Origin of the sequence: Corynebacterium tuberculostearicum (assembly GCF_032821615.1) — a bacterium.
Lineage (GTDB): Bacteria > Actinomycetota > Actinomycetes > Mycobacteriales > Mycobacteriaceae > Corynebacterium > Corynebacterium tuberculostearicum_H.
In genome coordinates this window covers 1-22,238 of record NZ_JAVBIF010000017.1, presented here as the reverse complement: position 1 = coordinate 22,238, position 22,238 = coordinate 1, and the positions used below count along the sequence as shown (strand labels likewise).

At 61.2% G+C, this 22,238-nt stretch carries 22 protein-coding genes and 1 pseudogene; 4 read left to right on the top strand and 19 right to left on the bottom strand.

Annotated features, from left to right (window positions below; genetic code table 11):
* Positions 1 to 6: 6 nt before the first annotated feature.
* Positions 7 to 1,527: an IMP dehydrogenase gene (gene guaB, locus RAE09_RS10135; protein WP_316981613.1), complete on the bottom strand. Its 1,521-nt coding sequence runs from the start codon at positions 1,525 to 1,527 to the stop codon at positions 7 to 9.
* A 119-nt stretch (positions 1,528 to 1,646) separates the two neighbouring features.
* On the opposite strand from guaB, the gene RAE09_RS10130 reads away from it, so the two are divergent.
* On the top strand, positions 1,647 to 2,018 hold the full coding sequence (locus RAE09_RS10130; protein WP_005326826.1) for a DUF5319 domain-containing protein: 372 nt from the start codon (positions 1,647 to 1,649) through the stop codon (positions 2,016 to 2,018).
* A gap of 3 nt (positions 2,019 to 2,021) precedes the next feature.
* On the opposite strand, the gene RAE09_RS10125 is transcribed toward RAE09_RS10130, so the two are convergent.
* Both RAE09_RS10125 and RAE09_RS10120 read right to left on the bottom strand, forming a co-directional pair.
* Positions 2,022 to 2,777 (bottom strand): hypothetical protein, encoded by a 756-nt coding sequence (locus RAE09_RS10125; RefSeq protein WP_316981612.1) that lies wholly within the window; start codon positions 2,775 to 2,777, stop codon positions 2,022 to 2,024.
* Positions 2,778 to 2,842: 65 nt separating this feature from the next.
* The gene (locus RAE09_RS10120) at positions 2,843 to 3,415 is read right to left on the bottom strand and encodes a sigma-70 family RNA polymerase sigma factor (RefSeq protein ID WP_005326830.1); all 573 of its coding nucleotides are present in this window, start codon (positions 3,413 to 3,415) and stop codon (positions 2,843 to 2,845) included.
* A 306-nt stretch (positions 3,416 to 3,721) separates the two neighbouring features.
* Here RAE09_RS10120 and RAE09_RS10115 point away from each other — a divergent pair, with 306 nt between their 5' ends.
* Entirely contained in the window at positions 3,722 to 4,024 is a 303-nt protein-coding gene (locus RAE09_RS10115; RefSeq protein ID WP_005326832.1) for a WhiB family transcriptional regulator, read from the top strand.
* A gap of 9 nt (positions 4,025 to 4,033) precedes the next feature.
* On the opposite strand, the gene RAE09_RS10110 is transcribed toward RAE09_RS10115, so the two are convergent.
* The 5 genes from RAE09_RS10110 to RAE09_RS10090 all read right to left on the bottom strand — a co-directional run bounded on the left by RAE09_RS10110 (position 4,034) and on the right by RAE09_RS10090 (position 8,390).
* The gene (locus RAE09_RS10110) at positions 4,034 to 4,231 is read right to left on the bottom strand and encodes a daunorubicin resistance protein (RefSeq protein ID WP_179387409.1); all 198 of its coding nucleotides are present in this window, start codon (positions 4,229 to 4,231) and stop codon (positions 4,034 to 4,036) included.
* A gap of 223 nt (positions 4,232 to 4,454) precedes the next feature.
* Positions 4,455 to 6,071: a chaperonin GroEL gene (gene groL, locus RAE09_RS10105; protein ID WP_005326837.1), complete on the bottom strand. Its 1,617-nt coding sequence runs from the start codon at positions 6,069 to 6,071 to the stop codon at positions 4,455 to 4,457.
* 8 nt (positions 6,072 to 6,079) lie between these two features.
* On the bottom strand, positions 6,080 to 6,373 hold the full coding sequence (gene groES / locus RAE09_RS10100) for a co-chaperone GroES (RefSeq protein WP_005322702.1): 294 nt from the start codon (positions 6,371 to 6,373) through the stop codon (positions 6,080 to 6,082).
* A gap of 186 nt (positions 6,374 to 6,559) precedes the next feature.
* Positions 6,560 to 7,801 (bottom strand): FtsX-like permease family protein, encoded by a 1,242-nt coding sequence (locus RAE09_RS10095; protein WP_316981611.1) that lies wholly within the window; start codon positions 7,799 to 7,801, stop codon positions 6,560 to 6,562.
* Positions 7,785 to 8,390: an ABC transporter ATP-binding protein gene (locus tag RAE09_RS10090; protein ID WP_005326841.1), complete on the bottom strand. Its 606-nt coding sequence runs from the start codon at positions 8,388 to 8,390 to the stop codon at positions 7,785 to 7,787. The genes RAE09_RS10095 and RAE09_RS10090 overlap by 17 nt, the downstream gene beginning before the upstream one ends.
* Positions 8,391 to 8,502: 112 nt before the next feature.
* Between RAE09_RS10090 and RAE09_RS10085 the strand changes: the two genes are divergently transcribed.
* Together RAE09_RS10085 and RAE09_RS10080 are read left to right on the top strand one after the other, a co-directional pair.
* Positions 8,503 to 9,645, top strand: coding sequence for a sensor histidine kinase (locus RAE09_RS10085; RefSeq protein WP_316981610.1), 1,143 nt, complete (start codon positions 8,503 to 8,505; stop codon positions 9,643 to 9,645).
* Positions 9,642 to 10,277 (top strand): response regulator, encoded by a 636-nt coding sequence (locus RAE09_RS10080; RefSeq protein ID WP_005326844.1) that lies wholly within the window; start codon positions 9,642 to 9,644, stop codon positions 10,275 to 10,277. The genes RAE09_RS10085 and RAE09_RS10080 overlap by 4 nt, the downstream gene beginning before the upstream one ends.
* A gap of 18 nt (positions 10,278 to 10,295) precedes the next feature.
* Here the strand turns inward: RAE09_RS10080 and RAE09_RS10075 are convergent, their stop codons facing one another.
* The 11 genes and pseudogenes from RAE09_RS10075 to RAE09_RS10025 form a co-directional block, all read right to left on the bottom strand.
* Positions 10,296 to 11,768, bottom strand: coding sequence for a metallophosphoesterase family protein (locus RAE09_RS10075; RefSeq protein WP_316981609.1), 1,473 nt, complete (start codon positions 11,766 to 11,768; stop codon positions 10,296 to 10,298).
* 122 nt (positions 11,769 to 11,890) lie between these two features.
* Positions 11,891 to 12,319 (bottom strand): hypothetical protein, encoded by a 429-nt coding sequence (locus RAE09_RS10070; protein WP_005322709.1) that lies wholly within the window; start codon positions 12,317 to 12,319, stop codon positions 11,891 to 11,893.
* Between the two features lie 91 nt (positions 12,320 to 12,410).
* Positions 12,411 to 13,454, bottom strand: coding sequence for a tRNA (adenosine(37)-N6)-threonylcarbamoyltransferase complex transferase subunit TsaD (gene tsaD, locus RAE09_RS10065; protein WP_316981608.1), 1,044 nt, complete (start codon positions 13,452 to 13,454; stop codon positions 12,411 to 12,413).
* A 9-nt stretch (positions 13,455 to 13,463) separates the two neighbouring features.
* Positions 13,464 to 13,952 (bottom strand): ribosomal protein S18-alanine N-acetyltransferase, encoded by a 489-nt coding sequence (gene rimI / locus RAE09_RS10060; RefSeq protein ID WP_316981607.1) that lies wholly within the window; start codon positions 13,950 to 13,952, stop codon positions 13,464 to 13,466.
* Positions 13,949 to 14,656, bottom strand: a complete 708-nt coding sequence (tsaB, locus tag RAE09_RS10055) for a tRNA (adenosine(37)-N6)-threonylcarbamoyltransferase complex dimerization subunit type 1 TsaB (RefSeq protein WP_005326854.1) — start codon at positions 14,654 to 14,656, stop codon at positions 13,949 to 13,951. The genes rimI and tsaB overlap by 4 nt, the downstream gene beginning before the upstream one ends.
* Complete coding sequence (locus tag RAE09_RS10050; RefSeq protein WP_316981606.1) at positions 14,656 to 15,165, bottom strand: hypothetical protein; 510 nt, start codon at positions 15,163 to 15,165, stop codon at positions 14,656 to 14,658. Before RAE09_RS10050 ends, tsaB begins: the two co-directional genes overlap by 1 nt.
* Before the next feature lie 163 nt (positions 15,166 to 15,328).
* Positions 15,329 to 16,918, bottom strand: a complete 1,590-nt coding sequence (locus tag RAE09_RS10045; RefSeq protein WP_302259192.1) for an aspartate:alanine exchanger family transporter — start codon at positions 16,916 to 16,918, stop codon at positions 15,329 to 15,331.
* Positions 16,919 to 17,007: 89 nt separating this feature from the next.
* The gene (gene tsaE, locus RAE09_RS10040) at positions 17,008 to 17,508 is read right to left on the bottom strand and encodes a tRNA (adenosine(37)-N6)-threonylcarbamoyltransferase complex ATPase subunit type 1 TsaE (RefSeq protein ID WP_005322720.1); all 501 of its coding nucleotides are present in this window, start codon (positions 17,506 to 17,508) and stop codon (positions 17,008 to 17,010) included.
* Positions 17,498 to 18,601: an alanine racemase gene (gene alr, locus RAE09_RS10035; protein ID WP_316981619.1), complete on the bottom strand. Its 1,104-nt coding sequence runs from the start codon at positions 18,599 to 18,601 to the stop codon at positions 17,498 to 17,500. The genes tsaE and alr overlap by 11 nt, the downstream gene beginning before the upstream one ends.
* A gap of 82 nt (positions 18,602 to 18,683) precedes the next feature.
* Complete coding sequence (locus RAE09_RS10030) at positions 18,684 to 20,207, bottom strand: ABC-F family ATP-binding cassette domain-containing protein (protein WP_150850432.1); 1,524 nt, start codon at positions 20,205 to 20,207, stop codon at positions 18,684 to 18,686.
* Between the two features lie 517 nt (positions 20,208 to 20,724).
* Positions 20,725 to 22,071 (bottom strand): annotated as a pseudogene (locus RAE09_RS10025) (IS256 family transposase).
* Positions 22,072 to 22,238: the final 167 nt, after the last annotated feature.

Here is a 22,238-nt window from a genome sequence, read left to right as displayed (position 1 = left end):
ATATTCCTAGCGGTAGTTTGGTGCTTCTGCGATTTGCTGCAGGTGGTGCGGGTGGGATTCCTTTAGGCCCGCGGCGGTGATTTGAACGAAGCGCTTGGTCTTCAGCTCGGCCAGGGTGGCGGAGCCGGTATAGCCCATGGAAGCGCGCAGGCCGCCGATAATCTGGTGCACGATGGCATCGATATCGCCGCGGAAGGGCACGCGGCCCTCGACGCCTTCCGGAACCAGCTTGTCCTCGCTGCGGACGTCGGCCTGGAAATAGCGGTCCTTGGAGTAGGAGCGCTTCTCGCCGGAAAGGCCACGGCCCTGCATGGCGCCCATGGAGCCCATGCCGCGGTAGCGCTTGTACTGCTTGCCCTGGTAGACCACGATGTCACCGGGGGCTTCGGTGGTGCCGGCAAACATGGAGCCCAGCATGACGGTATCGGCGCCGGCCGCCAGGGCCTTGGCGACGTCGCCGGAGTACTGCATGCCACCATCGCCGATAACCGGCACACCGGCCGGGCCAGCTACTGCGGCGGCCTCCATCAGGGCCGTAATCTGCGGCGCGCCCACGCCGGCGACGACGCGGGTGGTGCAAATGGAGCCCGGGCCGATGCCGACCTTGATGGCGTCGGCGCCGGCATCGATCATCGCCTGCGCGGCCTCGCGGGTGGCGAGGTTACCGCCGATGACATCGACCTTGGAACCGAAATCCTTTTGCACGCGGGAGACCATTTCCAGCACGCGGTTGTTGTGGGCGTGGGCGGAGTCGACGACGAGGGCGTCCACGCCGGCGTCGACAAGCGCGGCGGCGCGCTGGTAGGACTCTTCCCCGGTACCGATGCCGGCCGCAACCAACAGGCGGCCGGCCGAGTCCTTGGACGCGTTAGGGTACTGCTCGGTCTTGACAAAGTCCTTGACGGTAATCAGGCCGGTGAGCTTATTATCCGCATCGACGATGGGCAGCTTTTCCACCTTATTGGCCGAGAGCAGTTCGAGGGCTTCCTTCTTAGATACACCCTCGCGCGCAACAACAAGCGGCATGGCCGTCATGACCTCGCTGACCTTGCGGTCAAAGTCAGGCTCGAAGCGCATATCGCGATTGGTGCAAATGCCCAACAGGGTGCCGTCCTCGTCTACCACCGGCAGGCCGGAGATACGGAAGCGGGCGCACAGCGCGTCTACTTCCCCGATGGTCATATCCGGGCGGGCGGTGATGGGGTCAGTAACCATGCCGGACTCGGAGCGCTTCACAATTTCTACCTGCTCGGCCTGGTCCTCGGTGGACAGGTTGCGGTGCAGCACGCCGATACCGCCCTGGCGGGCCATGGCAATGGCCATGCGGGCCTCGGTCACGGTATCCATGGCGGCCGAGGCAAGCGGGACGCCGAGGCGGATATTGCGGGTAAATTGCGCGCCGGTATCGACCTCGGAAGGCACGATATTGGATTCGGCGGGCAAAAGGAGCACATCATCAAAGGTCAGGCCGCGCAGGGCTACCTTGTTCGGGTCATCTCCACCAGTATGAATACGGTTCTCGCTCATCGAGGTCTCTCCTTAACAGGTTTAGCGGCTAACCCAACTGTAGTGCGTTGCCGGCCGACGACACCATTTGGGCAGGGGGTAAATTGCCTCGGGAGGGTAAGTTCAATAGGCTCGCAGGCGTGAACTTCTTCGCCAATATGCCCCGCGATCCTTTCGCCGATGATCCGAATGACCCCGCCTCCTTCCTAGAGGAAGACGAGCAGGTCATGCCGCTTACCGACGACGACCGGATCGCCATCATCCACGACCTCGCGCTGGTGCAGAAATTCGCGTCCATCCTCGGCCCGCGTGGCATCGATGGCATCTTCTTCCTGTGCGAGGATTGCCAAGAAAACCACTTTTATGAGTGGGACATTATGGCCGCTAATATGCGCGCCACCCTTGAAGGCGAGCTAGCGCCGGTACATGAGCCAGGCGCCGAGCCAGATCCCTCCCGCTACGTGCCTTGGGACTACGCCTTGGGTTACTTGGATGGCCTAGAGGGCCGCTAGCTTCTACTGCTGCTGGCCCAACTCGATGGTGGTCGTCGGCTCATCCTCAACGTTGGGGTTGGGCTGCGGGTTTGGCTGCACTTGTTCCGTGACCACCACGGTTTCGGTGGCGTATTGAGTTTCGGTCACGGTGACCTGCTCCGGCTGTTGCTCCGGTTGCGAAGCTTCTTCCGCCACGGTTTCGGTGGCAGTCTCCGTCACGGTGTGCGGGGTGGGCTTCGGGTGCGCAGAGCGTTTTTGATCGGCCTCACGGTTGGCGGCGATGGCCTTTTCTTCTTTGCCTTCGGCCTCATCCAGCTTGGCGCGGGCGTCCTTCATCAGTTCGCGAGCGCCTTCAATATCACCTTCGGCCGCGCGAGATTCCATCTCTTCCAGCGTGCCGGCCAGCTCTACGTTGCGGGTCTTATCGCCCTTATCAAAGGTTCCGGCGTGCAGCATGGCTCCACCGGCTCCAGCGATGACTAGCGTTGCGGCCGCCGCACCGATGAGCCCATGTACGAACGGGCCGCCGCGGCGGCGCTTGCGGGCCTGGCCTAGGTCGATGACCTCAGGCTCAGCTTCGGCGCCTTCTACCAGCGGGGCTGGAGGCATCTGCTTATCGACGTCCCCCTTTAACTCCAGCAGCAGCTCCGCCAGGTCATCCTGGCCGTCGGAAGGGTTAGTTCCCTTCGAAAGCTCGGTGAGGAATGCATCATCATCTATCAAGGGCTGGAGCTGGTCCGCCAGGCCGTCATTTTCGCCGTGGTGCTTCGGTGTCATGATGGTGTCTCTCCCCCTTCCTTTCTGTTAAGAGATATCTGCTGTAAGAGTCGGCCGCTAGGCCCTTAGCGCGCAGTTTCCTGGGCAGCTTGGAGGGTCTTTCGCAATTGAGCGAGTGCTCGGTGTTGTGCGACACGAACCGCGCCTGGGGTGGAACCCACAATTTCCGCGGTCTCTTCTGCCGACAAACCGTTGAACACGCGCAGAATCACGATGTTTTTCGCCTTGTCACTTAACGTATCGAGCAAGGCGCGCATTCTGTTACTACCGTCGGCCTCTAGCGCCCACTCTTCTGGGGTAGCTTCGTGCGCGGAGTCTTCTGGAATTTCTTCGGTAGGGGTGGACTTATCGCGCCCCATGGCGCGGTGGGCATCGGTGACCTTGTTGAACGCAATGCCGTAGACATAGGCCATAAACGGGCGGCCCTTGTCCTCGTAGGAGCCAATGGAGGTGGCCACTGCAAGACAGATCTCTTGGGCTACATCCTCCGCGGTGGGTTGGCGGCCGCCACCGATGCGGGCGCGGCAGTAGCGCAGCACCTGCGGGTGAATGATCCGCAGAACTTCTTGCAGCGCTCGACGGCTGCCGTCGACGGCATGCGGGACGAGATCCGCTAGCTCCTGTTCCTTATCACTCACGTATGCACCCTCTGACATGTTTTAAACCGGTAACTAACCATATTGGCACACGGGAAGATTATGCAAAGGCAACGCGCGGCCCCAGCGCGTGCGCAACCCGAGCGGCAGAAAATTCACAAACCGTTAACCTTCGTTGTTTCCGCTGGTAAACCGTAGTGCCGGAGGGGTGAACTGGGGAAGAATACCTAAAAGTCAAAAATAGGTAACCCATCGTTAACCCACGCGCGAAACACTACGTGAGGTTGCTTCCCGCGACACTGCGGAAGCCGCACTAGAATTCTCGCCCTTACAAAGGAGCTAAGTAACGTGTCTCAGCCTCATTTGCTTCCCGGTCCCACCGCTGACCTGTGGGATTGGCAGCTACAAGGCGCCTGCCGCGGAGAAAACTCGGACGTGTTTTATCACCCAGATGGCGAGCGCGGTCGTGCCCGCGCCCAGCGCGAGAACCGCGCCAAGGCCATCTGCAATTCCTGCCCGGTCATTGATTTGTGCCGCGAGCATGCTCTGCAATCCGCCGAGCCTTACGGCGTCTGGGGCGGAATGAGCGAATCCGAGCGCGTCGTTGCGCTGCGCCAACGCCGCCGCGCGGCCGCGCCGGTCAACGCTTAAGGCAGAAGATTAGGGGGAGACGAGGGCGTCGGCAAGAAAGCGCCCCGTCACCGAGTCTTTCTGCTCGGCTAACTCGGCTGGGGTGCCACGAAAGACCAGCTGGCCGCCGGCCGAACCGGCGCCGGGGACCAAGTCGATGGCGTGATCCGCATGCGCGAGAACAGCCAGATTGTGGTCGATGCAGATGACGGTGTGGCCGGAGTCCACCCGCTCATCACGCCTTGCTCCACGTAGACCGCACCCACACCGCTGCGCTTGGAGCAGGCACCCTCGGAATGCGCGGAAAAGAGTGCGGGTTTGATGCCATTGGCCTTGGCGAAGGCCTTGCGAATGGGGTCGGTATCAGCGGTGCCTTGATGTATTCCACGGCCCTAGCTAGGTACAACAAAACCCGCCGCGCGGAAAGCGGGGCGGGTGATGTTGGGAAGGTTTAGTGCTGGTGGCCGTGGCCGGCGTCAGCAGGCTGCTCTTCCTGTGGCTTTTCCACCACGGAGGCCTCGGTGGTCAGAACCATGCGGGCCACGGAGGTGGCGTTGACCACGGCGGAGTGGGTGACCTTCACCGGGTCGATGATGCCGTTATCGATGAGGTTGCCGTACTCGAGAGTATTGGCGTTGAAGCCCTCACCGTTGGACATCTCGGCGACGCGGGAGACGACGACGGCGCCGTCGAGGCCAGCGTTTTCGGCGATCCAGAACGCCGGGCGGGTCAGGGCGCGGGCGACGGCGAGAACGCCGACCTTAGCCTCGCCCTCGAAGCCCTCGGCGAAGGACTCGAGTTCCTTGGAAATCTGGACCAGCACGGAGCCGCCGCCGGCGATAACGCCCTCTTCTACGGCCGCGCGGGCCGCGTTGATGGCGTCTTCGACGCGCAGCTTGCGCTCGTTAACCTCGGTCTCGGTAGCCGCACCGACGCGGATGACGGCCACGCCGCCGGAGAGCTTAGCCAGGCGCTCCTCGAGCTTTTCCTTATCCCAGGTGGAATCGGTGCGCTCGATGTCGCGGCGAATGTGCTCGCGGCGCTCCTCTACTGCTTCAGCGGTGCCGCCGCCATCGACGATGACAGTGTCATCCTTGGTGATGGTCACGCGGCGGGCAGAACCGAGCACGTCGAGGCCAGCCTCGTTGAGGTTGACGCCCACCTCTGGGTCGATGACGGTAGCGCCGGTAACGACGGCCAGGTCATCCATGAATCCCTTGCGACGCTCGCCAAAGTACGGAGCCTTCACGGCCGCGACCTTGAGCACCTTGCGGATGGAGTTGACGACGAGCGCCTGCAGCGGCTCGCCCTCGATGTCCTCCGCGATGATGAGGGTCGGGCGGTTGGTCTCGGCGATCTTCTCCAGCAGCGGCAGGAAGTCCGGCAGGGAGGAGATCTTGTTGCGGACGAGCAATACTGCGGCGTCATCCAGCACGGCGTGGTAGGTCTCTTCCTCCGTAGCGAAGTACGGGGAAAGGTAGCCCTTGTCAAAGGAAATACCCTCGGTGACATCGACGGCGGAGTCGATGGTCTGGGATTCCTCGACGGTGACCACACCGTCCTTGCCCACCTTGTCCATGGCGCCGGCAACCATCTCGCCGACCTCCGGGTCGCGGGAGGAGACGGTGGCTACCTGGGCGATTTCAGAGGAGGAGTTGACCGCGGTGGCGCGGGCCTTAAGCTCCTCGACGGCCTTTTCGGCCGCCGCCGCGATGCCGCGGTTGAGCTCGATCGGGTTGGCGCCGGCCGCCACGTTGCGCAGGCCCTCGAAGATGAGCGCCTGGGCCAGCAAGGTAGCGGTGGTGGTGCCGTCGCCTGCGGTGTCATTGGTCTTGACCGCAACGGACTTGACCAGCTGCGCGCCAAGGTTCTCGAAGGGCTCCTCGATGTCGATATCGCGGGCGATGGTCACGCCGTCATTGGTGACGGTGGGGCCACCGAAAGCCTTGGAAAGCACGACGTTGCGGCCGCGCGGGCCGAGGGTGACCTTGACGGCATCAGCCAGCGTATCGACGCCGCGCTGGATTCCCTCGCGGGCTTCTTGGTCGAATGCAATGAGCTTTGCCATAAGTGGGCCTACTTCTCGATGACGGCGAGCAGGTCACGGGAGGACAGCAGCAGGTACTCCTCGCCGTTGTACTTCAGCTCGGTGCCGCCGTACTTGGAAAAGACCACGGTATCGCCTTCGTTGACGCCTACCGGGGTGACCTCACCCTTGTCGTTGGTGCGGCCTGGGCCTACTGCAACGACGGTAGCTTCCTGTGGCTTTTCCTTGGCGGAATCCGGGATGACCAGGCCGGAAGCGGTGGTGGTTTCAGCTTCTACGATCTGTACGAGGACGCGGTCCTCGAGAGGCTTAATGTTTGCCATGATGTTTCCTCCGTAGTGTTCGTATGCGCGCCGGTATGGCGCGCGCGTGCCGGTTGTGGATGTCCAGCACAGCCGTCGTCGCGGGTGAACAACTGTGGGTCAAACAACCTGATTAGCACTCTACCCTCGTGACTGCTAACCCTCAACAATGACCCGGCCCACATTCCGACACCCTCAGCGATCCCTTCAGCGCTCCCGTTGCCCGGCGCGCACGAAGCCGGCCAGCGCCAGCTTGACGACGCCCACAGCAATAAACATGGCACCAAAAATCACGGCAAAGGCCGACCACCACAGCTCGTCTACCAGCGTTCGGCCGAAGGAAGCCTGTGGGGTGAGCAGGTGGTGGAGAGGGAGGAGCGTCGCCAAGCACAGCGCGCACACCACGCCGGCCGCAGTCAGGGTGAGGCACGCCGCCTCCCCTACTTGCACGCGCGCCCAGGCCGAGGGAGTGGCGCCAGCCAGCGTGAGGCCGCGGATATCGGAGGCGATGCGCCCGCGCATGAGCAGTGAGGTAAGCACGGCGCCCACGATGCTGGGGGCAAAGACCGGCCCTAAAAGGGCGACAAAGACCTGCCACGAGGACAAGGTGCCGCCGACGCCTGCATCGTTTCCAAAGCGCAGGCCCGAGCCGACGGCGACGATAAAGCCGCCGAGGAGCACCCACGGCACGATGTGTGGGGTGGAAAAGTGCCGGCGCACCCGCACGTTGGCCCCAGCGATGCCGGCCGCGCGGGTCCATTGGTCGATACCGGGCATGAGCCAAGGTAAGAAGAGGGCGACGAGGATGACGAGCCCCATCTCGGCCGACAAGAGGTCACCCGGGTCATCGATGTGCAGGCACCCGTAGACCGTGCCGCCGATAGCCGCGGCCGCAAGCAGGAATTTCACCAGAAGCCACATCGGGTGTGCGGGAGTACGCGGCCGGAACACGCGGCGCAGCGGAGGCAGCGCACCAACCAGGGCCGCGGACGTGCAGACGGATACCGCAATGGCGGTGACCTGGCCGGTAACGGCGATATCCGGCATGGGGATGCCGTCGCTGCGCAGGGCGCGCACGCACGGGTCAAGCAGAGGTCGGGCCGGCAGCACGCCGAGAAATCCGGCAGCCGCGCTGACCGCTGCGACTTGGCCCAGAATGAAGGCAACAATCATCCACCCGGGCATGCCCACCATGCGCCAAGAACGGTAGACCGGCTCGCGCTCGGCGATGATAAGGCGCATCTGCGATAGTGTCACCAACACCACCACGCACAGGGCCATGCCCAGCACCGTGCCACCCAGCGGGCCGGCGGGATTTTCTTCGGCCCCGGAGGAGGCAACCAGCATGGCCAGCGCCAGGGTGCACGAGGTGGAAGACACCACCAGGGTCAGCGCCACGGCCAGCCACGATAGCCAATTGGACTGTAAGTCCTTAAGCCACACCAGCATGGGCCACCTCCTCTAAGGAGATGATCCTGTCGGCCGCCTCAGCGGCGAGGTGCGAGTGGGTCACCATGACCACGCTGGCGCCATCGCGGGCGGCGGCGCGCAGGTGGGAAAGGACGGTGGATGCGGTGGCGTCGTCAAGCGCGCCCGTAGGCTCGTCGGCGAAGATATAGGGCGCCTGGGCCAGCAGTGCCCGGGCGACGGCCACACGTTGCTGCTGCCCGCCGGAAAGCTGCGCGGGCAGGCGGCGCTCCAACCCGCTAAGGCCGAGCGAGTCAAAGACCTCCGCCACCTTGCCGCGTGTAGGGCGCCGGCCGGAAAAGCGCGCGGTCAAGGTGGCATTGCGCTGGGCGTTGAGGGATTCCAGCAGGTTATAGTCCTGGAAAACAAAGGCTCGCTGCTTGCGCCCCGGCGCATTGACTCGGCCGGAGGTGGGCTTATCGAGCCCGGATAGCAGGTTCAACAGCGTGGTTTTTCCGCTGCCGGAAGGTCCCATGATGGCGACGAATTCGCTCGGGGCGATGGACACAGTGACGCGATTGAGCACAGTGCGGCGGCCGTAGCGCTTGCTGAGGTTATCTGCTTTTAACATGCCTTTGATTCCACTCGGCCGCGCAGAAGAAAGACATGGAGTGGGCCGCCCAGAAAATGGTAGAGCTAGCTCTACTGCCCCACCCTGGGTAAGGCGGCTAGGCTCATGGGTTATGCGAACCCTCAAAGCCTGCGCGTGGAGCCTCGTCCTCGGCGCGCTATTTATCCCGGCGTTGGTGGTTTCGGTGCTGATGCTGCCGTGGATTCCGCTGGTGGGACGCGCCGCGGAATTTGTCGGCCGGTTGGGTGCGCGGTGGATGGGCGTGGAGATCCCACCTCGGCGCGCAGGCCGGTGGTTTGATTGGCAGCAGTTTTATCACCTTATTGTGCAGCTATTGATTTCGGCTGCCTGCTTTGCCGCGTGGACTGCCGTGGGCTTTTCGGCGGGCGTGCTGGCAATTGCGCCGTTCGTGCCAAATACCGAATTCTTCTTTGGTGGGTGGTCTACCTCCAACCGGCCGCTCATTTTCTTTACCTGCTGGCTCACCGCGGCGCTGCTGGTGGCTTTATTGGTAGGACTTAACCGCCTCTTGGTCTTGGCGTCAACCTCGCTAACCCGGCTGGCGTTGAGCCCTTCGGCCGAGGAGTTGGCGGCCTCGCGCGCCACGCTTATCGATGCCTTTTCCGGCGAGCGCCGCCGCATCGAACGCGAGCTGCACGATGGCCCGCAGCAGTACCTCACTGCGCTCAAGCTCAACTTGGCCGCGGCGAAATTGCAGGCCCCTCCTGAGGCGCAACCGGCCTTGGCCGATGCGGAACATAATGCCTCTTTGGCCTTGGCCTCCCTGCGGGCGACGGTGCGCGGCATCGCCCCGCAGGTGCTTTTCGACGCCGGACTTATCCCCGCCCTCGACGAACTCCTCGCCCACTCCGGGCTGGAGACCGAACTACACGTCGAAGGCGCCGAACGCTCAGTGGATGAAACCACTGCCCTGCTGGCTTACCACGCGGTGGCCGAGGCGCTTACCAATGCTTCCAAGCATGGCGCAGCCGCCCAGGCGACGGTAACAGTTGCTTTTGGGGGCACACTGCGCTTAGACATCATTGATAATGGCACCGGACCCTGCCCCGGCCCCGGAGCTGACCTCGGTCCCACGGCCAAGGAGCCAGGTGAGCCGGGCACCGGTCTCGCCGGGCTGCGCGAACGCGCCGCCGCACTGGGCGGAACGGTGAACTTTTCGGCAGCAGATGACGCGGCTGCGCGCGAACGCGGTGGCCGACTGCAGGTCGAATTACCGCTGAAGGAGGCGGAATGAAACTACTACTGGCGGAAGATTCCGCGCTATTGCGCGCGGGGCTCGAGCAGCTACTTAGCGCCTTGGGCCACAGCGTTACGGCGGCCACGGATGCCGAAGAACTGCGCGCTATTGCCGGGCAGGAAGATTTTGACCTGATTATCAGCGATGTGCGCATGCCACCGACCATGACCGACGATGGTCTGCGCGCCGTGCATGACCTGCGTGCCGCCAATCCCACCCAGCCGGTGGTGGTGTTGAGCCAATACGTAGCGGCAAGCTACCTCGACCGACTCTTGGAACACGGCGGCTTTGGCTACCTGCTCAAGGAGCGCGTTTCTGATGTAGAAGAATTCGTGCGCACGCTAGACGAGGTCGCCCGCGGCGGCACCGTGGTGGACCCAGAGGTCGTAACTGCGCTGCTGTCGGCGCGGCGTACCGGCCTATCCCAGCTCACCGCCCGCGAGCGGGAGGTGCTGGGGCTTATGGCCCAAGGATTGAGCAATAAAGAAATTGAAGACACGCTCGTTCTTACCGCCGGAGCGGTAAGCAAGCATGTCTCCAATGTGTTTATGAAGCTCGGGTTTCGGCCCGAGGATTCCAACCGGCGGGTCAAGGCCGTATTAGCGTGGCTGCGCCATACAGAGCGCTAGCCAATGGGGCGACGCTAGCTACTTCTTCGAGCTGAGCCCGCCGAAAATATCGCTGGAACTCAGGGAGCTGCCGCCCTCCGGATCCTTGGGCGTCTCAGGGGTATCCGGGTCGGCGGATCCGGTGGACTCGGTGGAGTCTGCGGGGTCGGTGGCGTCGTCGGCAGGCGCAGCGCCGCGATCCTTCTTCTTGAGGGAAACCTTGTCCACCAGCGTGTTATCGCCTTCGTTGAAGGTGGTGAAGGTGAGCTTGTCATCGGAGACGTCTACGCGCATGTAGTCCTCGGTGTAATCCTGGCGCCACATGGCGGTGGACTCGTGGGCGAGCTTCGGATCGATGGTCTCCATGCGCGCGCCCTTGTGCTTTTTGTTATTCACGTCGGTGAAGTCGTAGTACTTGCCACCGCCCGCGGTGGTGGTGGTCAGGTACAGCGCCTCGCCATCCTTGGGCTCGAGCACGTCGCCGCGCTGCGGCTTCTTTTCAGGCAGGACCGGCTTGTTGTTCTTCATCAAGTGGCTGCGGGTGTAGATGTGGTCGTGGCCGGAGAGCACGGCATCGACGTTGAGCTCAGAGAGCACCGGGGTGAGCTTCTCGCGCAGGTTGGTGACGTCCTTATCAAAGTGATGCGAGCCCTGGGAGTACGGGCCGTGGTGCATGCCGACGACGATCCAGTCATTATCCGCGCCGCGGGATTCGATGGCCTCGCGCAGGAACTGCTCGTGGCGGGCGATATCGGCGTCGGAAGAAGCATTGGAGTCCAGGCCGATGAAGAGTACGTTATTGCGCTCGAAGTAGTGGTCGCGGATATCGTCCGCCTGATGCGGGTTGGAGAAATGCTCATCATGATGCTTCATGGTGAGGTTATAAGTCTCGTGATTGCCCGGGACCGTGTTGGTAGGGATGTGACGAATCTCCGGGGCGGAGAAGTACGCATCGTACTGCGGTACCTGCGCACCCCAGCCCTCAACCTGGTCACCCAGCGACCAGATCATGCTGGCATTCGGCACGTGGGAAGCCGCGTGACCAATGGTCTTGCGCCACTGTTCGGCTTGGTCATCCACCTTGAGGTCCACGCCGATCTGCGGGTCGGCGACGGTAAGGAAGGACCAGTCATCGCCATTGGAGCCGGTGTTAAAAGTCTCTGGTTCGGACCAGCCGCCTTCCTCGGAACCAACGCGGTAGGAATATTCGGTATCCGGCTGCAGGTTGGTAGCGGTGGCGAACTGGGACTTGTACAGCAAGGCGCCAAAGTCGCGCTCGTCGGCGCGGAAGGTCGTGGTGCCTTCTGGGCCGGTGACCTCGAGGACCTCGTCTGCCTTGGACTTCGTGCGCCAAGTGACCATGACCTGGGATTCATCTTCGCCCGGCTGCAGGATGGTGCGGTAGATGGGCGAGTCAGCAGCCAGCGCCGGGGTGGCGGGCACGAGGGCGGCGGCGCCACCCACAGCGAGGGCGGTGGCGAAGGAGGCGACGAAGCGCGATGAACGAAGCATACAGTTTTCACCTTTGGAGTCTTAGAAGAAGCGGTACGGCTCCCTAGAACACCATAAGAATGTGAACACCGTATTACGGGCGCGCGAAAAGCGCTTGAACCCTACCTGTGAGGGGCTGGGGTTTAAAGGCTCTTATCGGAGTTGATAACGGCCGCGCGCCAGAGGGTGTATTCCTCCGGGTTATCTTCGCGGTAGTTCTTCACTGCGCGAATACCCTGCTCCACAGACTCGATAACGGCATCGATGGTGGTGTCTTCGCCCTCGGCGTCAACGAAAATGACGGGACCGCAGATGGAGCGGATGGGGTCCTGCAGGAAAGCGGCGTTGCCGGTGGCGGCTGCGTTGCGTGCCAGGGAGGCTACCGGGTTCGGCTCGGCGCCTTCGGCCTTAGCTTCTGGGTTGTAGAGTGCGGCGTAGGTGGTGCCGTCTTCCTGGAAAACAACGGAGACGCGATCCTCGGTGGTGCCGCCCAGGAACTGGTTGGCGTGCTCCAGCTCGAACTCGAGCTTGCGGCGGGTGAGATCAGGGTTGACAAGGAAACCGACGGTCATGAGAGAAAGCTCCTTCAGAAAGCCAAGAGGGCATGAACGCTCTTTAGAGTACCGGCCCACTGCCCCGCCTGCAGCGCGAGCGAGAAGAACTTTAGGTTAACTGCGGCTCTTCTACATCCAGCTGGGTATCGGTGCCTACGCCGAGACCAGAGGGCTGGGCGCCTTCGTGGATGAGCTGCGCGCCGATGGCCGCGATCATCACGCCGTTATCGGTGCACAGGGAAAAGCGCGGCACGCGCAGTTCCACCCCGGCGGCGGCGCAGCGCTCGGCGGCCAGCTCGCGCAGGCGGGAATTAGCGGCCACGCCGCCTCCCAATAACAGCACGCGGGCGCCGGTGTCCTCGCAGGCACGCACGGCCTTGGCAGTCAGGACATCGGCCACGGCTTCTTGGAAACTGGCGCATACATCTTCCACGCTGATGGTCTCCCCTGCCTTTTCGGCGCGTTCCACGTAGCGGGCCACGGAGGTCTTGAGCCCGGAGAAGGAAAAGTCGTGGCGGTGTGGGCCGCGCAGATCCTCGGCGCGGGACATGCCGCGTGGGAAGTCGATGGTGGCCTCGCCGCGGGCAGCGAGCTTATCAATCACCGGGCCGCCCGGGTAGCCCAAACCAAGGAGGCGGGAGACTTTGTCGTAGGCTTCACCGGCGGCGTCGTCAAGCGTAGAGCCCAACTCGCGCATGGGCTTGCCGACGGCCTCTACTTCCAACAGCTGCGTATGCCCGCCCGAGACCAAGAGGGCCACCGAGTGCGGCAGCTCTTCGCCTTCCAGGTTGGCCACCGCAACGTGGCCGCCGAGGTGGTTAACGCCGTAGAAAGGCACGCCCCAGGCCGCGGCATAGGCCTTGGCGGCCGAGGCTCCCACCAGCAAGGCACCGGCCAGGCCAGGTCCCACGGTGGCGGCGATGGCATCCGGCTTTTCGATGCCCGCCTCATTCAGCGCCGCTTGCATGACCTGCGGCATGGCCTCAAGGTGGGCACGGGAGGCGATTTCCGGGACGACGCCGCCGAAACGCGCATGCTGCTCCATGGAGGAAGCAACGGCGTTAGCGAGGATTTCCATGTGGCCGTCCTCGCGCAGCTCGACGATGCCCACGCCGGTTTCATCGCAGGAGGATTCGATGCCCATGATATTCATGACTGCTCCTTAATCTTCTGGGCGCTCGGACTGGCGCGGGCGCACCATCACGTGCGCATCCGCCCCGGAAGGTTGGTAATAGTTCTTGCGGATCCCCTGCTTGGCAAAGCCGTAGCGCTCATACAGGCCAATAGCGGGATCATTGCCCACGCGAACCTCGAGGAAGACCGGGGCGTCCTTGAGATCCGCGATATGGCAGATATTGTCCATCATCATCCGCGCGATGCCGCGGCGCTGCGCGGCGGGGTCGACGCCAATGGTGTGGATTTCAAACTCCGGGTCCGCGGCCGGGCCCATCATGCCGATGCCCGCATAGCCCAACAGCTTTACGGGCGTTGGTTCCTCGATCGCGCCTTCCACCCCGAGATAGAAGTTGAAGGGCTGGGCCATTTCTTCCCGGAAGATCCGGCTGGACCACGGAGTTTCGCCTGGAAAAAGGACCTCTTCCAGCTCGGCGCACCGGGGTGCATCGGCCGGGGTTAGCTCGCGCAGCCTCACAGCTCGACCTTCGGGATGGCGGCAGAAAGCTGTTGCTGCTTTGGCGGGACCGCATCTGGGCGGCGCAGGTACAGCGGCACGACGGGAGCCGGTTCTGCCTCGAGGTCGGCCGCGGCAACGAGGGCCGACGCGGTCGGATGGGCCGCGCGGTGCGGGAGGGCGGCGAATCGCTCGGGAAGTTGCCCAGCAAGGCGGTCAGGAATGATGACCTCGGCGGTGGAGGCAAGTTCCACCTCGAGTTCGGCCGGTTTCGTCACCGCAGGACCAGAAATGCGCTGCACGCCGGAGTCGGTAGCGCGGTAAGTGGCCCAGTAGATCTCTTTGCGGCGGGCGTCGGTAGCCACCAAGGCGGTCGCCTCGTCGGCCGCGGCGGCAGGTTCTACGTGGAGGTCGGCGGCGGCCGCGATGGCATCGTGGGTACAGATGCCGTGGAGGGGGATAGAAAGGGCGTCGGCAAGCGCGGAGGCCGTCGCCATACCCACGCGCAACCCGGTAAATGGTCCCGGGCCCACGCCGGTGACCACCGCATCGAGGTCGGAATATTCCATGCCCGCCTCTGCGAGGACCTCGGTGATGGTAGGAATGAGCAGCTCATTATGCGCGCGGGTATCCTCCAACACGCGCCCGGTGGTCTGCCCGGTGACGGTATCCACCACCCCGGTAACCAGGGCGGTGGTGGCCGTGTCGATCGCGAGGACGCGCATTAGGCAACCATCTTCCAGGTGCCATCCTCGCGCTGGAAGCCCAGCGGCTGGGTGCCCTGGATCATGGGAACGCCGCCATCAAGGCTCTGGCCCTGCTGCTCCATGGCCTTGACCTGCATGTCAATCATCTCGCACACCTCCACCTTTTTCGGATCCAGCTCTTCGATGAAGGGCTTAGCGCTCTGGGAAATGGCTACCGCGTAGCTCTTGCCTTCCGGCACCGCACCATCTTCAAAGGTGATGTTCTCGGTATCGATCTGTGCCTCTTTGACCTTGTCTTCGCGCATGCCCGGGCAGATGAAACCAATGGCGGGGTACTCCTCGCCATAGACGTCGGTGGGCATGACGGTCATGACCTCCAAGTTATTTGGCGCCTTGGCCAGCGTGGAGGAGAGGTTGCCCTCCAGGTGGTTTTCCTCGCGCAGCGTGGAGGAGGCAAGAAGAACCATCATGACAACGATAAAGATGGCGATGATGACGGCAGTGAAGTTGCGAGCGAATTTAGTCATGGGGTGAGTATGGCTCCTTGAAAAATGTTTAAGTTTCAGGCGGGCGGCGGTAATTCTGGCAACCGATGCTACCTGGTTCACCGCAACACAAAACCCACAGGGTAGTGCCTGCCAGTGTAGGCGGGCGACCCTGTGGGTGAGTAATTAACGCGAGATATTGCCGCTATAGCAACAGCAAGAGCAATACCTGCGAGGCAATAATCTTGCCGATAATTGTGGTGGGATAGACCGTGGCCCATCCGCGGCCGGCCAACTCGGTGCCGGTTTGATCACGAATGTAGGCAAAGACTGCGGGGTTGGTGGTCATGCCGGCCGCACAACCCATGGCCTCGTCCCACTTCAGCTTGAGCACCAGCATGCCGATGACGCCGATCAAGATGGCGGAGACCAGCGTGATGATAAGGCCCACGCCCATGATGGTCAGGGAGGATGGATCCGTCAGGGCATCGCGGAAGGAGGCGCCGGCCGAGGTGCCCACGCCGGCCAGGAACAAGGTAAGGCCCATATTGGACAAGGTCTCACGGGTGTGGAATGGCATCTGCCAGTTCAACGGGCCGGTACGGTTGAGGTAGCCCAAGAGCAGGCCAACGACCACGGGGCCGCCACCGAAGCCCAGCTGCAGGGTGGAACCACCCGGCATTGGAATCGGAATGAGGCCAAGCAGCATACCCAAGGTCAGTCCGATGGCCATGGACAGCAGGTCCGCGTTACCCAATGCGGCCTCAGAGTCACCGAGGTATTTGCGCACGTACGGCAGGCGGCTCGGGCTGGTGACCACGCGAACGCGATCCGAGTAGTTGAGCACAGTGTCCGGGTGCGGCACGAGGTCCTTATCACCCTTGCGGATACGAGCGATGATAAAGCCGTGGTCGAGGGCCTTGATCTCGCGGATGGACTTACCGGCAATTTCCGGGTTGGACACGGTAACGCGGGTGTATTTAAGCCCAGCGTCCTCGGTCAGCTCCACCGGGTGTTCCTCACCCAAGACCTCAATGGCCTTATCGACGGCCTCTTCGGAGCCGTTGAGCAGGTAGGCCTCCCCCTCGCACAGTGGCATTTCCGGGACGGCGAGGCGGTGGCGCTCCTCGTCGGAGATGATACGAGTAGCCACTACGGTCTGGCCGGTAACGCGGTAGATATGCCCAGCGGTGTCATTGAAGTTCTTGGTCAGGCGCACGCCTTTGGCCACGAGCTCGGCGGGAATCATGCCCTCTGCGCGGGCATCTTCCTCATGGTTCACCTTGACAACCTTGGCGCCGATGGCGGCGACGAGAATCGCGCCGATTACCGCACCTGGGTAGGCCAAGGAGTAACCGACGACCGGGGTGGAATCGCCCACCATTTCCACCACGGCGGCCATGCCCGGCGTGGAGGAGAGCGAACCGGCGAACATGCCGACGGCTTCTGGCACGCTCAGGCCAAAGCCACGGATGAGGCCATAGCCAACGGCGACCAAAACAACCAACATGCCCAGCATGAAGACGGTGAGCTTCCAGCCGCGGGTTTTAAACTCGCGGACGAAGGAAGGCCCGAAGTTGAGGCCAATGGCATAAACGAAGATCGCCAGGCCAAATTGATAGACCAGCGGCGGAATTTGGATATCCGGATTAGCAGTAGAAAGACCCAGTGCCACGAACATCGCAGCCGCGGCACCGAGAGAGATGCCGAAGATCTTGATCTTGCCAATCGCTAGACCCACCGCCATGATGACGAAGAGAGATAGCAAAGGACTTGAGGCGAGAAAATTCAACACCTTAATAGAATTACGTAGTGGTTATACCCGGATCAAGTTTGCTTTCTAGGATATTCATCACTTAACCCCCTATAAGGCGGAACGATGTACTATGCACCACTTTTCCAAGACCATGTGAAGCGGCGAACATCCTCTTCTGCGCCGGCATAGTCCACCGGCTCACGGTCGATGCTGATAAATAGGTAGCGCTCCGCAATCTGTTCCACCAGTCCCCCGCCCCATTCGGCGATAATCACGGCATCTTCCAGCTCCGTGTCCAAGTCCAAGGCGTCCAGTTCCCCTAGCGGGTCCCCGGAATTAGCGCCGCCTTCATCGAGCAGGCGGTAGGCATCCACATGCACAAGGTCTGGCCCACCCACCGTGGAGCGGTGCACGCGGGCGATAACGAAGGTTGGCGAGGTAACGCGGCCTTTAACCTGCATGCCCTTGGCGACGCCCTGCGTCAGCGTCGTCTTTCCAGCCCCCAACGGCCCATCCAGGATCACTACATCGCCGGCTTCAAGCGCCGCACCTAGCTCTTCACCAAAGGCATAGGTGTCTTCCACCGTGGATAGGTCGCGGCTGCCGGATTCGGGAAAGCTATTGCGCATTTTCTTCTCCTATATATTCGCGTTCGGTGCGGCCATCGGGCAGGCACACCACCTCATAGTTGATGGTGCCTGCTGCCGCGGCGAGATCCGTGGCCGATACTCCCCCGTTGCCAAAGATCACGGCATCTTGCCCCGTGTCCACGCCATGCGGGTTCTCACCTAAGTCCACCACGATCTGATCCATGCAGATTCTTCCTACTTGCGGGTAGAGGTGCCCACCAATGCCCACGTGCAAGTCGCCCTGATAGCCGCGCGGCAGGCCATCGGCATAGCCACAGTCCACCGTGGCCAAAAATCCCGGCTTATCCGCCTTCCATGTGAGTCCATAGCACGTGCCCTCACCCGCTTGAATGGGCTTGACGTTAAAAATCTGACCGGACCAGGTCATGGCCGGGCGCAGGCCATGCTCGCGCCCCTCGATGGGCTCCAAGCCATAGCAAGCGGCGCCGACGCGCACCTGCTCGAAATAAGAGGACGGACGTGTCAGCACTGCGGGCGAATTGGCCAGGTGATTGACCGGGCATTCCAAGCCAATCTCACGCGCGAGCTGCAGGGCCGTGCGGAACGCTTCCTCTTGGGCGTCATTGTGCGGATTATCCGGCTCATCGGCGCACGCAAAGTGGGACATGAGCCCAAGCACCTTGATGTGTGGGGCATCGCGCAGCACCTTAAAGGTCTCTGCCCAATCCCCTTCGTCCACACCGGAGCGGTGCATGCCGGTTTCCACCTTGACGTATACCTCGGCAGGAAAATCGGCCTTGACCAGCTTATGCGCCTGCTCAAGGGAGTTGACCGCTACCTCGATTCCATTGGCCAAGGCTTCTTCGAGGATTTCATCTGTTTGCCAAATCCACGCCACGATGGGCGCATCCACGCCCGCGCGGCGCAGGTTCACGGCTTCCCGCAGGGTGGCCACGCCAAAGCAATCCGCGCCGGCGCGCGCCATCACCGGCACAACCTTGGCCGCGCCGTGCCCATAAGCATCGGCCTTGACCACGCACATCAGCTTGACCTCCGGACCCACCTTTTCCTTGATGAGGCGGACGTTGTGCGCAATGGCGGAGAGATCAATCGTGGTTTTCAGCATGCCCACCATTGTGCCACTGCTCACCCTTGGGCTGAATTCGGGCAAGGTGTGCCGCACTGACTCGCGATACCTCCACCTTGGAGTCGGCTCATCCAATGTCCTCTATAGAAACTTGCCTCGTAAGTTTGATCCGCGAGCAGAAATCTTCATCATGGCTAACCACTAGCAATGCGCCCCGATAGTTTTTCAAAACTGAGACCAACCAATCAACAGTTGAAATATCAATGTTGTTAGTCGGCTCATCGAGCATTAGCAATTGCGGCGCCGGATCCGCTAAGAGCACTCTGGCGAATTCCGCCCTAAATCTTTCGCCTCCCGAGAGGGTCCCTGTCAACGCATGAACCGAGTCAGATTGAAACAACAACTGAGCTAGCTGATCACGGATGAACTGCGGATCCTCTCGTGGATTCGCGTTGGTAACCACGTCCCATACGCTTAGAGAAGGATCTAATCCAATTCGTTGACGCAAATACCCCGAGTTGCCGATCACGTAGCCCGCCTCACCGGAGTTAATTCGGTTTAAGAGCGTGGTCTTGCCACTTCCATTTGGTCCTGACAAGCGCACCCGTTCTGGGCCGACAATCGTCAGCCCAGGAATCGAAATAACCCGCTTTCCTTCCGGCAGCTCAGTTTGTGGCAGCTCGATATAGACCGAATCATCATCTCGTATGTTTCGCTCAGCTCGAGCTAAAGAGCGTTGGGCCGCTTCAACTGCGCCTGAATGGATTTGCGCTCTGCGTGATGCCGTCTTTTCGGATCGCTGCTTATCAAGCTTCATCGTCATGCCTGGTTTGCGCTTCGACTCCGCGAACTTCTTTCCACGGCGCGCATCACGCGCAATTCGTGTTTGCATTGCTTGTTGTTCGCGGAGTTGCTGCTTATAAGTCGCCTTGGCGGTAGATACTGCTTTCTGAGCTACTTCCTGTTCTGCATTAATCGTGGCTAGGTAGTCGGAATAGTTGCCTTGGAAGAAGCGTAGGTTCCCATCCCTTAATTCCGCTACCTCGGAAACTACATCCAACAGGTCTTTGTCATGGCTTACCACTAGCACCGGCGCCGCGGCATTTACCAACATATCTTTCAGATGCTTCTTAGCAGTTCCGTCGAGGTTATTGGTCGGTTCATCGAGGATAATGAAATCCGGCTCGGACAAGAACACCGCCACCAAAGCGACGCGGACCGCTTCACCTCCAGAGAGGCTTTTGATAGGGCGGTCCAACGGGATATCCAATCCGGCGGCGGAAAGGGCAGCGGCAATGCGCTCACCGACGTCCCATTGCTCCCCAATTAACTCATAGAGTTCTGGTTCATACTCACCGGCTTCGACTGCGGAAATCGCCGTGAGCACTTGGGTGACACCGAAGATGTCTGCTACTACATCATTTTCATTCCAAGCAAGGTCTTGTGGCAGGTACGCTATCGATTCCGGCTTTTCCACCGTTCCAGCAGTAGGCAAGATTTTGCCAAGGATGACGTTTAACAGAGATGTCTTTCCTGCACCATTATCCCCAATCAGCGCAGTTAAAGGGCCAGAAAAGGCACCGTTTAGGCCACTGAAGCAGGTTGTGCCATCGGGCCATACTAGGGAAAGGTCGTTCAATAAAATAGGCATGCTTAAATCCGTTCTTCCTTTAGTGTTTTACGCAAAAACACGACGGATGAGCACTGCCTACTCCTTTCACCGACAACAATTGCTCCCAATAGCATAACAGTTTCAAGCCTTGAGTTCAGAGGGTCGTTGCAACACTTTCCCTTAGGAGGGTGTTGTTGTGTCTGGGGTTGTCGGCCCGTTTCATTCGTTGTCTGAGTCGGATCGTCGTGGCTTAGTTGCCTTGGTTGGCAGTGGGCGTAGTGTCCGTTCGGCGGCTGGTGAGCTTGGTTGTCATTACGGGCATGCTTTGAATTCTTGCCATGCCTTTGGATTGCCAGTCGTGTTTAAAGCCAAACGAGTTGATCGCCGCGGCAGCCAGGCTTTCCAGCTTGTGGAGCTAGTCCGAAGCGGACTGTCAGTACACCAAGCCGCCAAAAGATGTGGGATGCATCTGACTGCGGCTTATGCCGTAGCTACGGAAGCTGGGTGCCATATCCGGTTAAGTGAGAGTGTCCGATTGTTTGTGTGCGGGGGTGGTTTACAAGTAGTCCGCGAATCGGTCGGGGTAAGCCACGGCTAGTTGGTTGATGGCTTGTTTCCACCCGGTGGCTTTCGCTCCTTCAATATAGCCGTTGCACTCAATGTTGCGCTTTGCTTTCTTCGCTCGCTGGGCGGCACGCTTGTTCGATGTTGCAGATCATCAGCCACAGCGTTTTCTGCGCCGCGGTATCGTTCGGGAATTGGCCCCTGTTGCGGGTAGCTTTACGCAGTTCAGCATTCAGCGACTCGATTGAATTGGTGGTGTAGAGCACCCGGCGTGCCGCCGGCGGAAACTGCAGAAACGGCACGAACCGCTCCCAAGCGTCGCGCCAGACTTTGACCGACTGCGGGTATTTCCGGCCCAGTTCACTGGCTTCGAACGCATCCAAGGCGGCACGGGCGGTGTCCTCGTTTGCGGCCGTGTAGACCTCACGCAGCGCCCGGGAGACACCTTTGCGGTCCTGATACGACACCCACCGGTTCGCAGCCCGAATCAGGTGCACAATACAGGTCTGCACCATGGAATTCGGCCAGGTTGCCTCCACGGCTTCCGGCAAGCCTTTGAGCCCGTCGCAGCACACAATGAACACGTCTTGGACACCGCGGTTAGCCAGATCCGCACACACCGATGCCCAGAATGCGGCTCCTTCATTGTCGGCGATCCACAGTCCCAGGATGTGCTTGATGCCGTCCATGTCGACACCAACCGCCATGTAGCAAGCCTTGTTGACCACGCGGTGGCCGTCACGGATTTTCACGCGTAGCGCGTCGAGGAAGATCACCGGGTAAAACTCGTCGAGCTGGCGGTTTTGCCAGATCATGACCTCGTCTAACACCGCATCGGTAATGGTGCTGATCGTATCCGGGCTCATATCCACCCCAAGGGTGGTCGCGAGGTGATGCTGGATATCGCGCACGGTCATCCCACCGGCGTAGAGCGAGATAATCATGTCGTCGAGTTCTGTGAGCCGACGTGCACCCTTGGGCACCATCCGGGGAGTAAACGTGCCGGCACGATCCCTGGGCACGGTCACCTCAACTGCGCCGTAGCCAGAATTGACGGTCTTGGTGTACGACCCGTTACGGTGATTATTCTCCTGTGCGGTTTCGACCTGGGATTTCGCTTTGCGGTCGGAATGGCCGTAGCCCAAGTGCGCATCCATCTCCGCCTTAAGGCCAGCGTTGATTGATGCTTGCAGCAGGCCTTTGACCAGCTCGCTTGCATCATCAGCGGAGCTCGACAGCTCGCTAATCAAGCTGGCGATTTCAGAATTTTCCATCAGCTTCTCGCTGATCTCGTTGACCCTCGCCGGGTCATGGTTTTCTTCGGTGACACCGTAGTCATTATCGGTGAAACTCCTTCTAGATCAGAGCCTCACACACAAACTTCCTGACGCTGATAATGGGAATACAGGATCGGAACCACGTGGAATGACCCACTTCTTGACTGGCCATGATCTCCTCATGTGCCTTCAGCGTGATCTGTCTTCCATGTTAGTTCCGACCCTGTAC

Coding starts and splice junctions, on each gene's coding strand:
- groL (WP_005326837.1), bottom strand. CDS start 6,071: ATGGCAAAGCTCATTGCATTCGACCAAGAAGCCCGCGAGGGAATCCAG.
- tsaD (WP_316981608.1), bottom strand. CDS start 13,454: ATGAATATCATGGGCATCGAATCCTCCTGCGATGAAACCGGCGTGGGC.
- RAE09_RS10095 (WP_316981611.1), bottom strand. CDS start 7,801: ATGCTGGTGTGGCTTAAGGACTTACAGTCCAATTGGCTATCGTGGCTG.
- RAE09_RS10030 (WP_150850432.1), bottom strand. CDS start 20,207: ATGCCTATTTTATTGAACGACCTTTCCCTAGTATGGCCCGATGGCACA.
- guaB (WP_316981613.1), bottom strand. CDS start 1,527: ATGAGCGAGAACCGTATTCATACTGGTGGAGATGACCCGAACAAGGTA.
- RAE09_RS10070 (WP_005322709.1), bottom strand. CDS start 12,319: ATGACCGTCGGTTTCCTTGTCAACCCTGATCTCACCCGCCGCAAGCTC.
- groES (WP_005322702.1), bottom strand. CDS start 6,373: ATGGCAAACATTAAGCCTCTCGAGGACCGCGTCCTCGTACAGATCGTA.
- tsaB (WP_005326854.1), bottom strand. CDS start 14,656: ATGCGCGTCCTCGCGATCGACACGGCCACCACCGCCCTGGTTACCGGG.
- RAE09_RS10050 (WP_316981606.1), bottom strand. CDS start 15,165: ATGACTAAATTCGCTCGCAACTTCACTGCCGTCATCATCGCCATCTTT.
- RAE09_RS10125 (WP_316981612.1), bottom strand. CDS start 2,777: ATGACACCGAAGCACCACGGCGAAAATGACGGCCTGGCGGACCAGCTC.
- RAE09_RS10080 (WP_005326844.1), top strand. CDS start 9,642: ATGAAACTACTACTGGCGGAAGATTCCGCGCTATTGCGCGCGGGGCTC.
- RAE09_RS10075 (WP_316981609.1), bottom strand. CDS start 11,768: ATGCTTCGTTCATCGCGCTTCGTCGCCTCCTTCGCCACCGCCCTCGCT.
- RAE09_RS10085 (WP_316981610.1), top strand. CDS start 8,503: ATGCGAACCCTCAAAGCCTGCGCGTGGAGCCTCGTCCTCGGCGCGCTA.
- tsaE (WP_005322720.1), bottom strand. CDS start 17,508: ATGCGCAATAGCTTTCCCGAATCCGGCAGCCGCGACCTATCCACGGTG.
- RAE09_RS10090 (WP_005326841.1), bottom strand. CDS start 8,390: ATGTTAAAAGCAGATAACCTCAGCAAGCGCTACGGCCGCCGCACTGTG.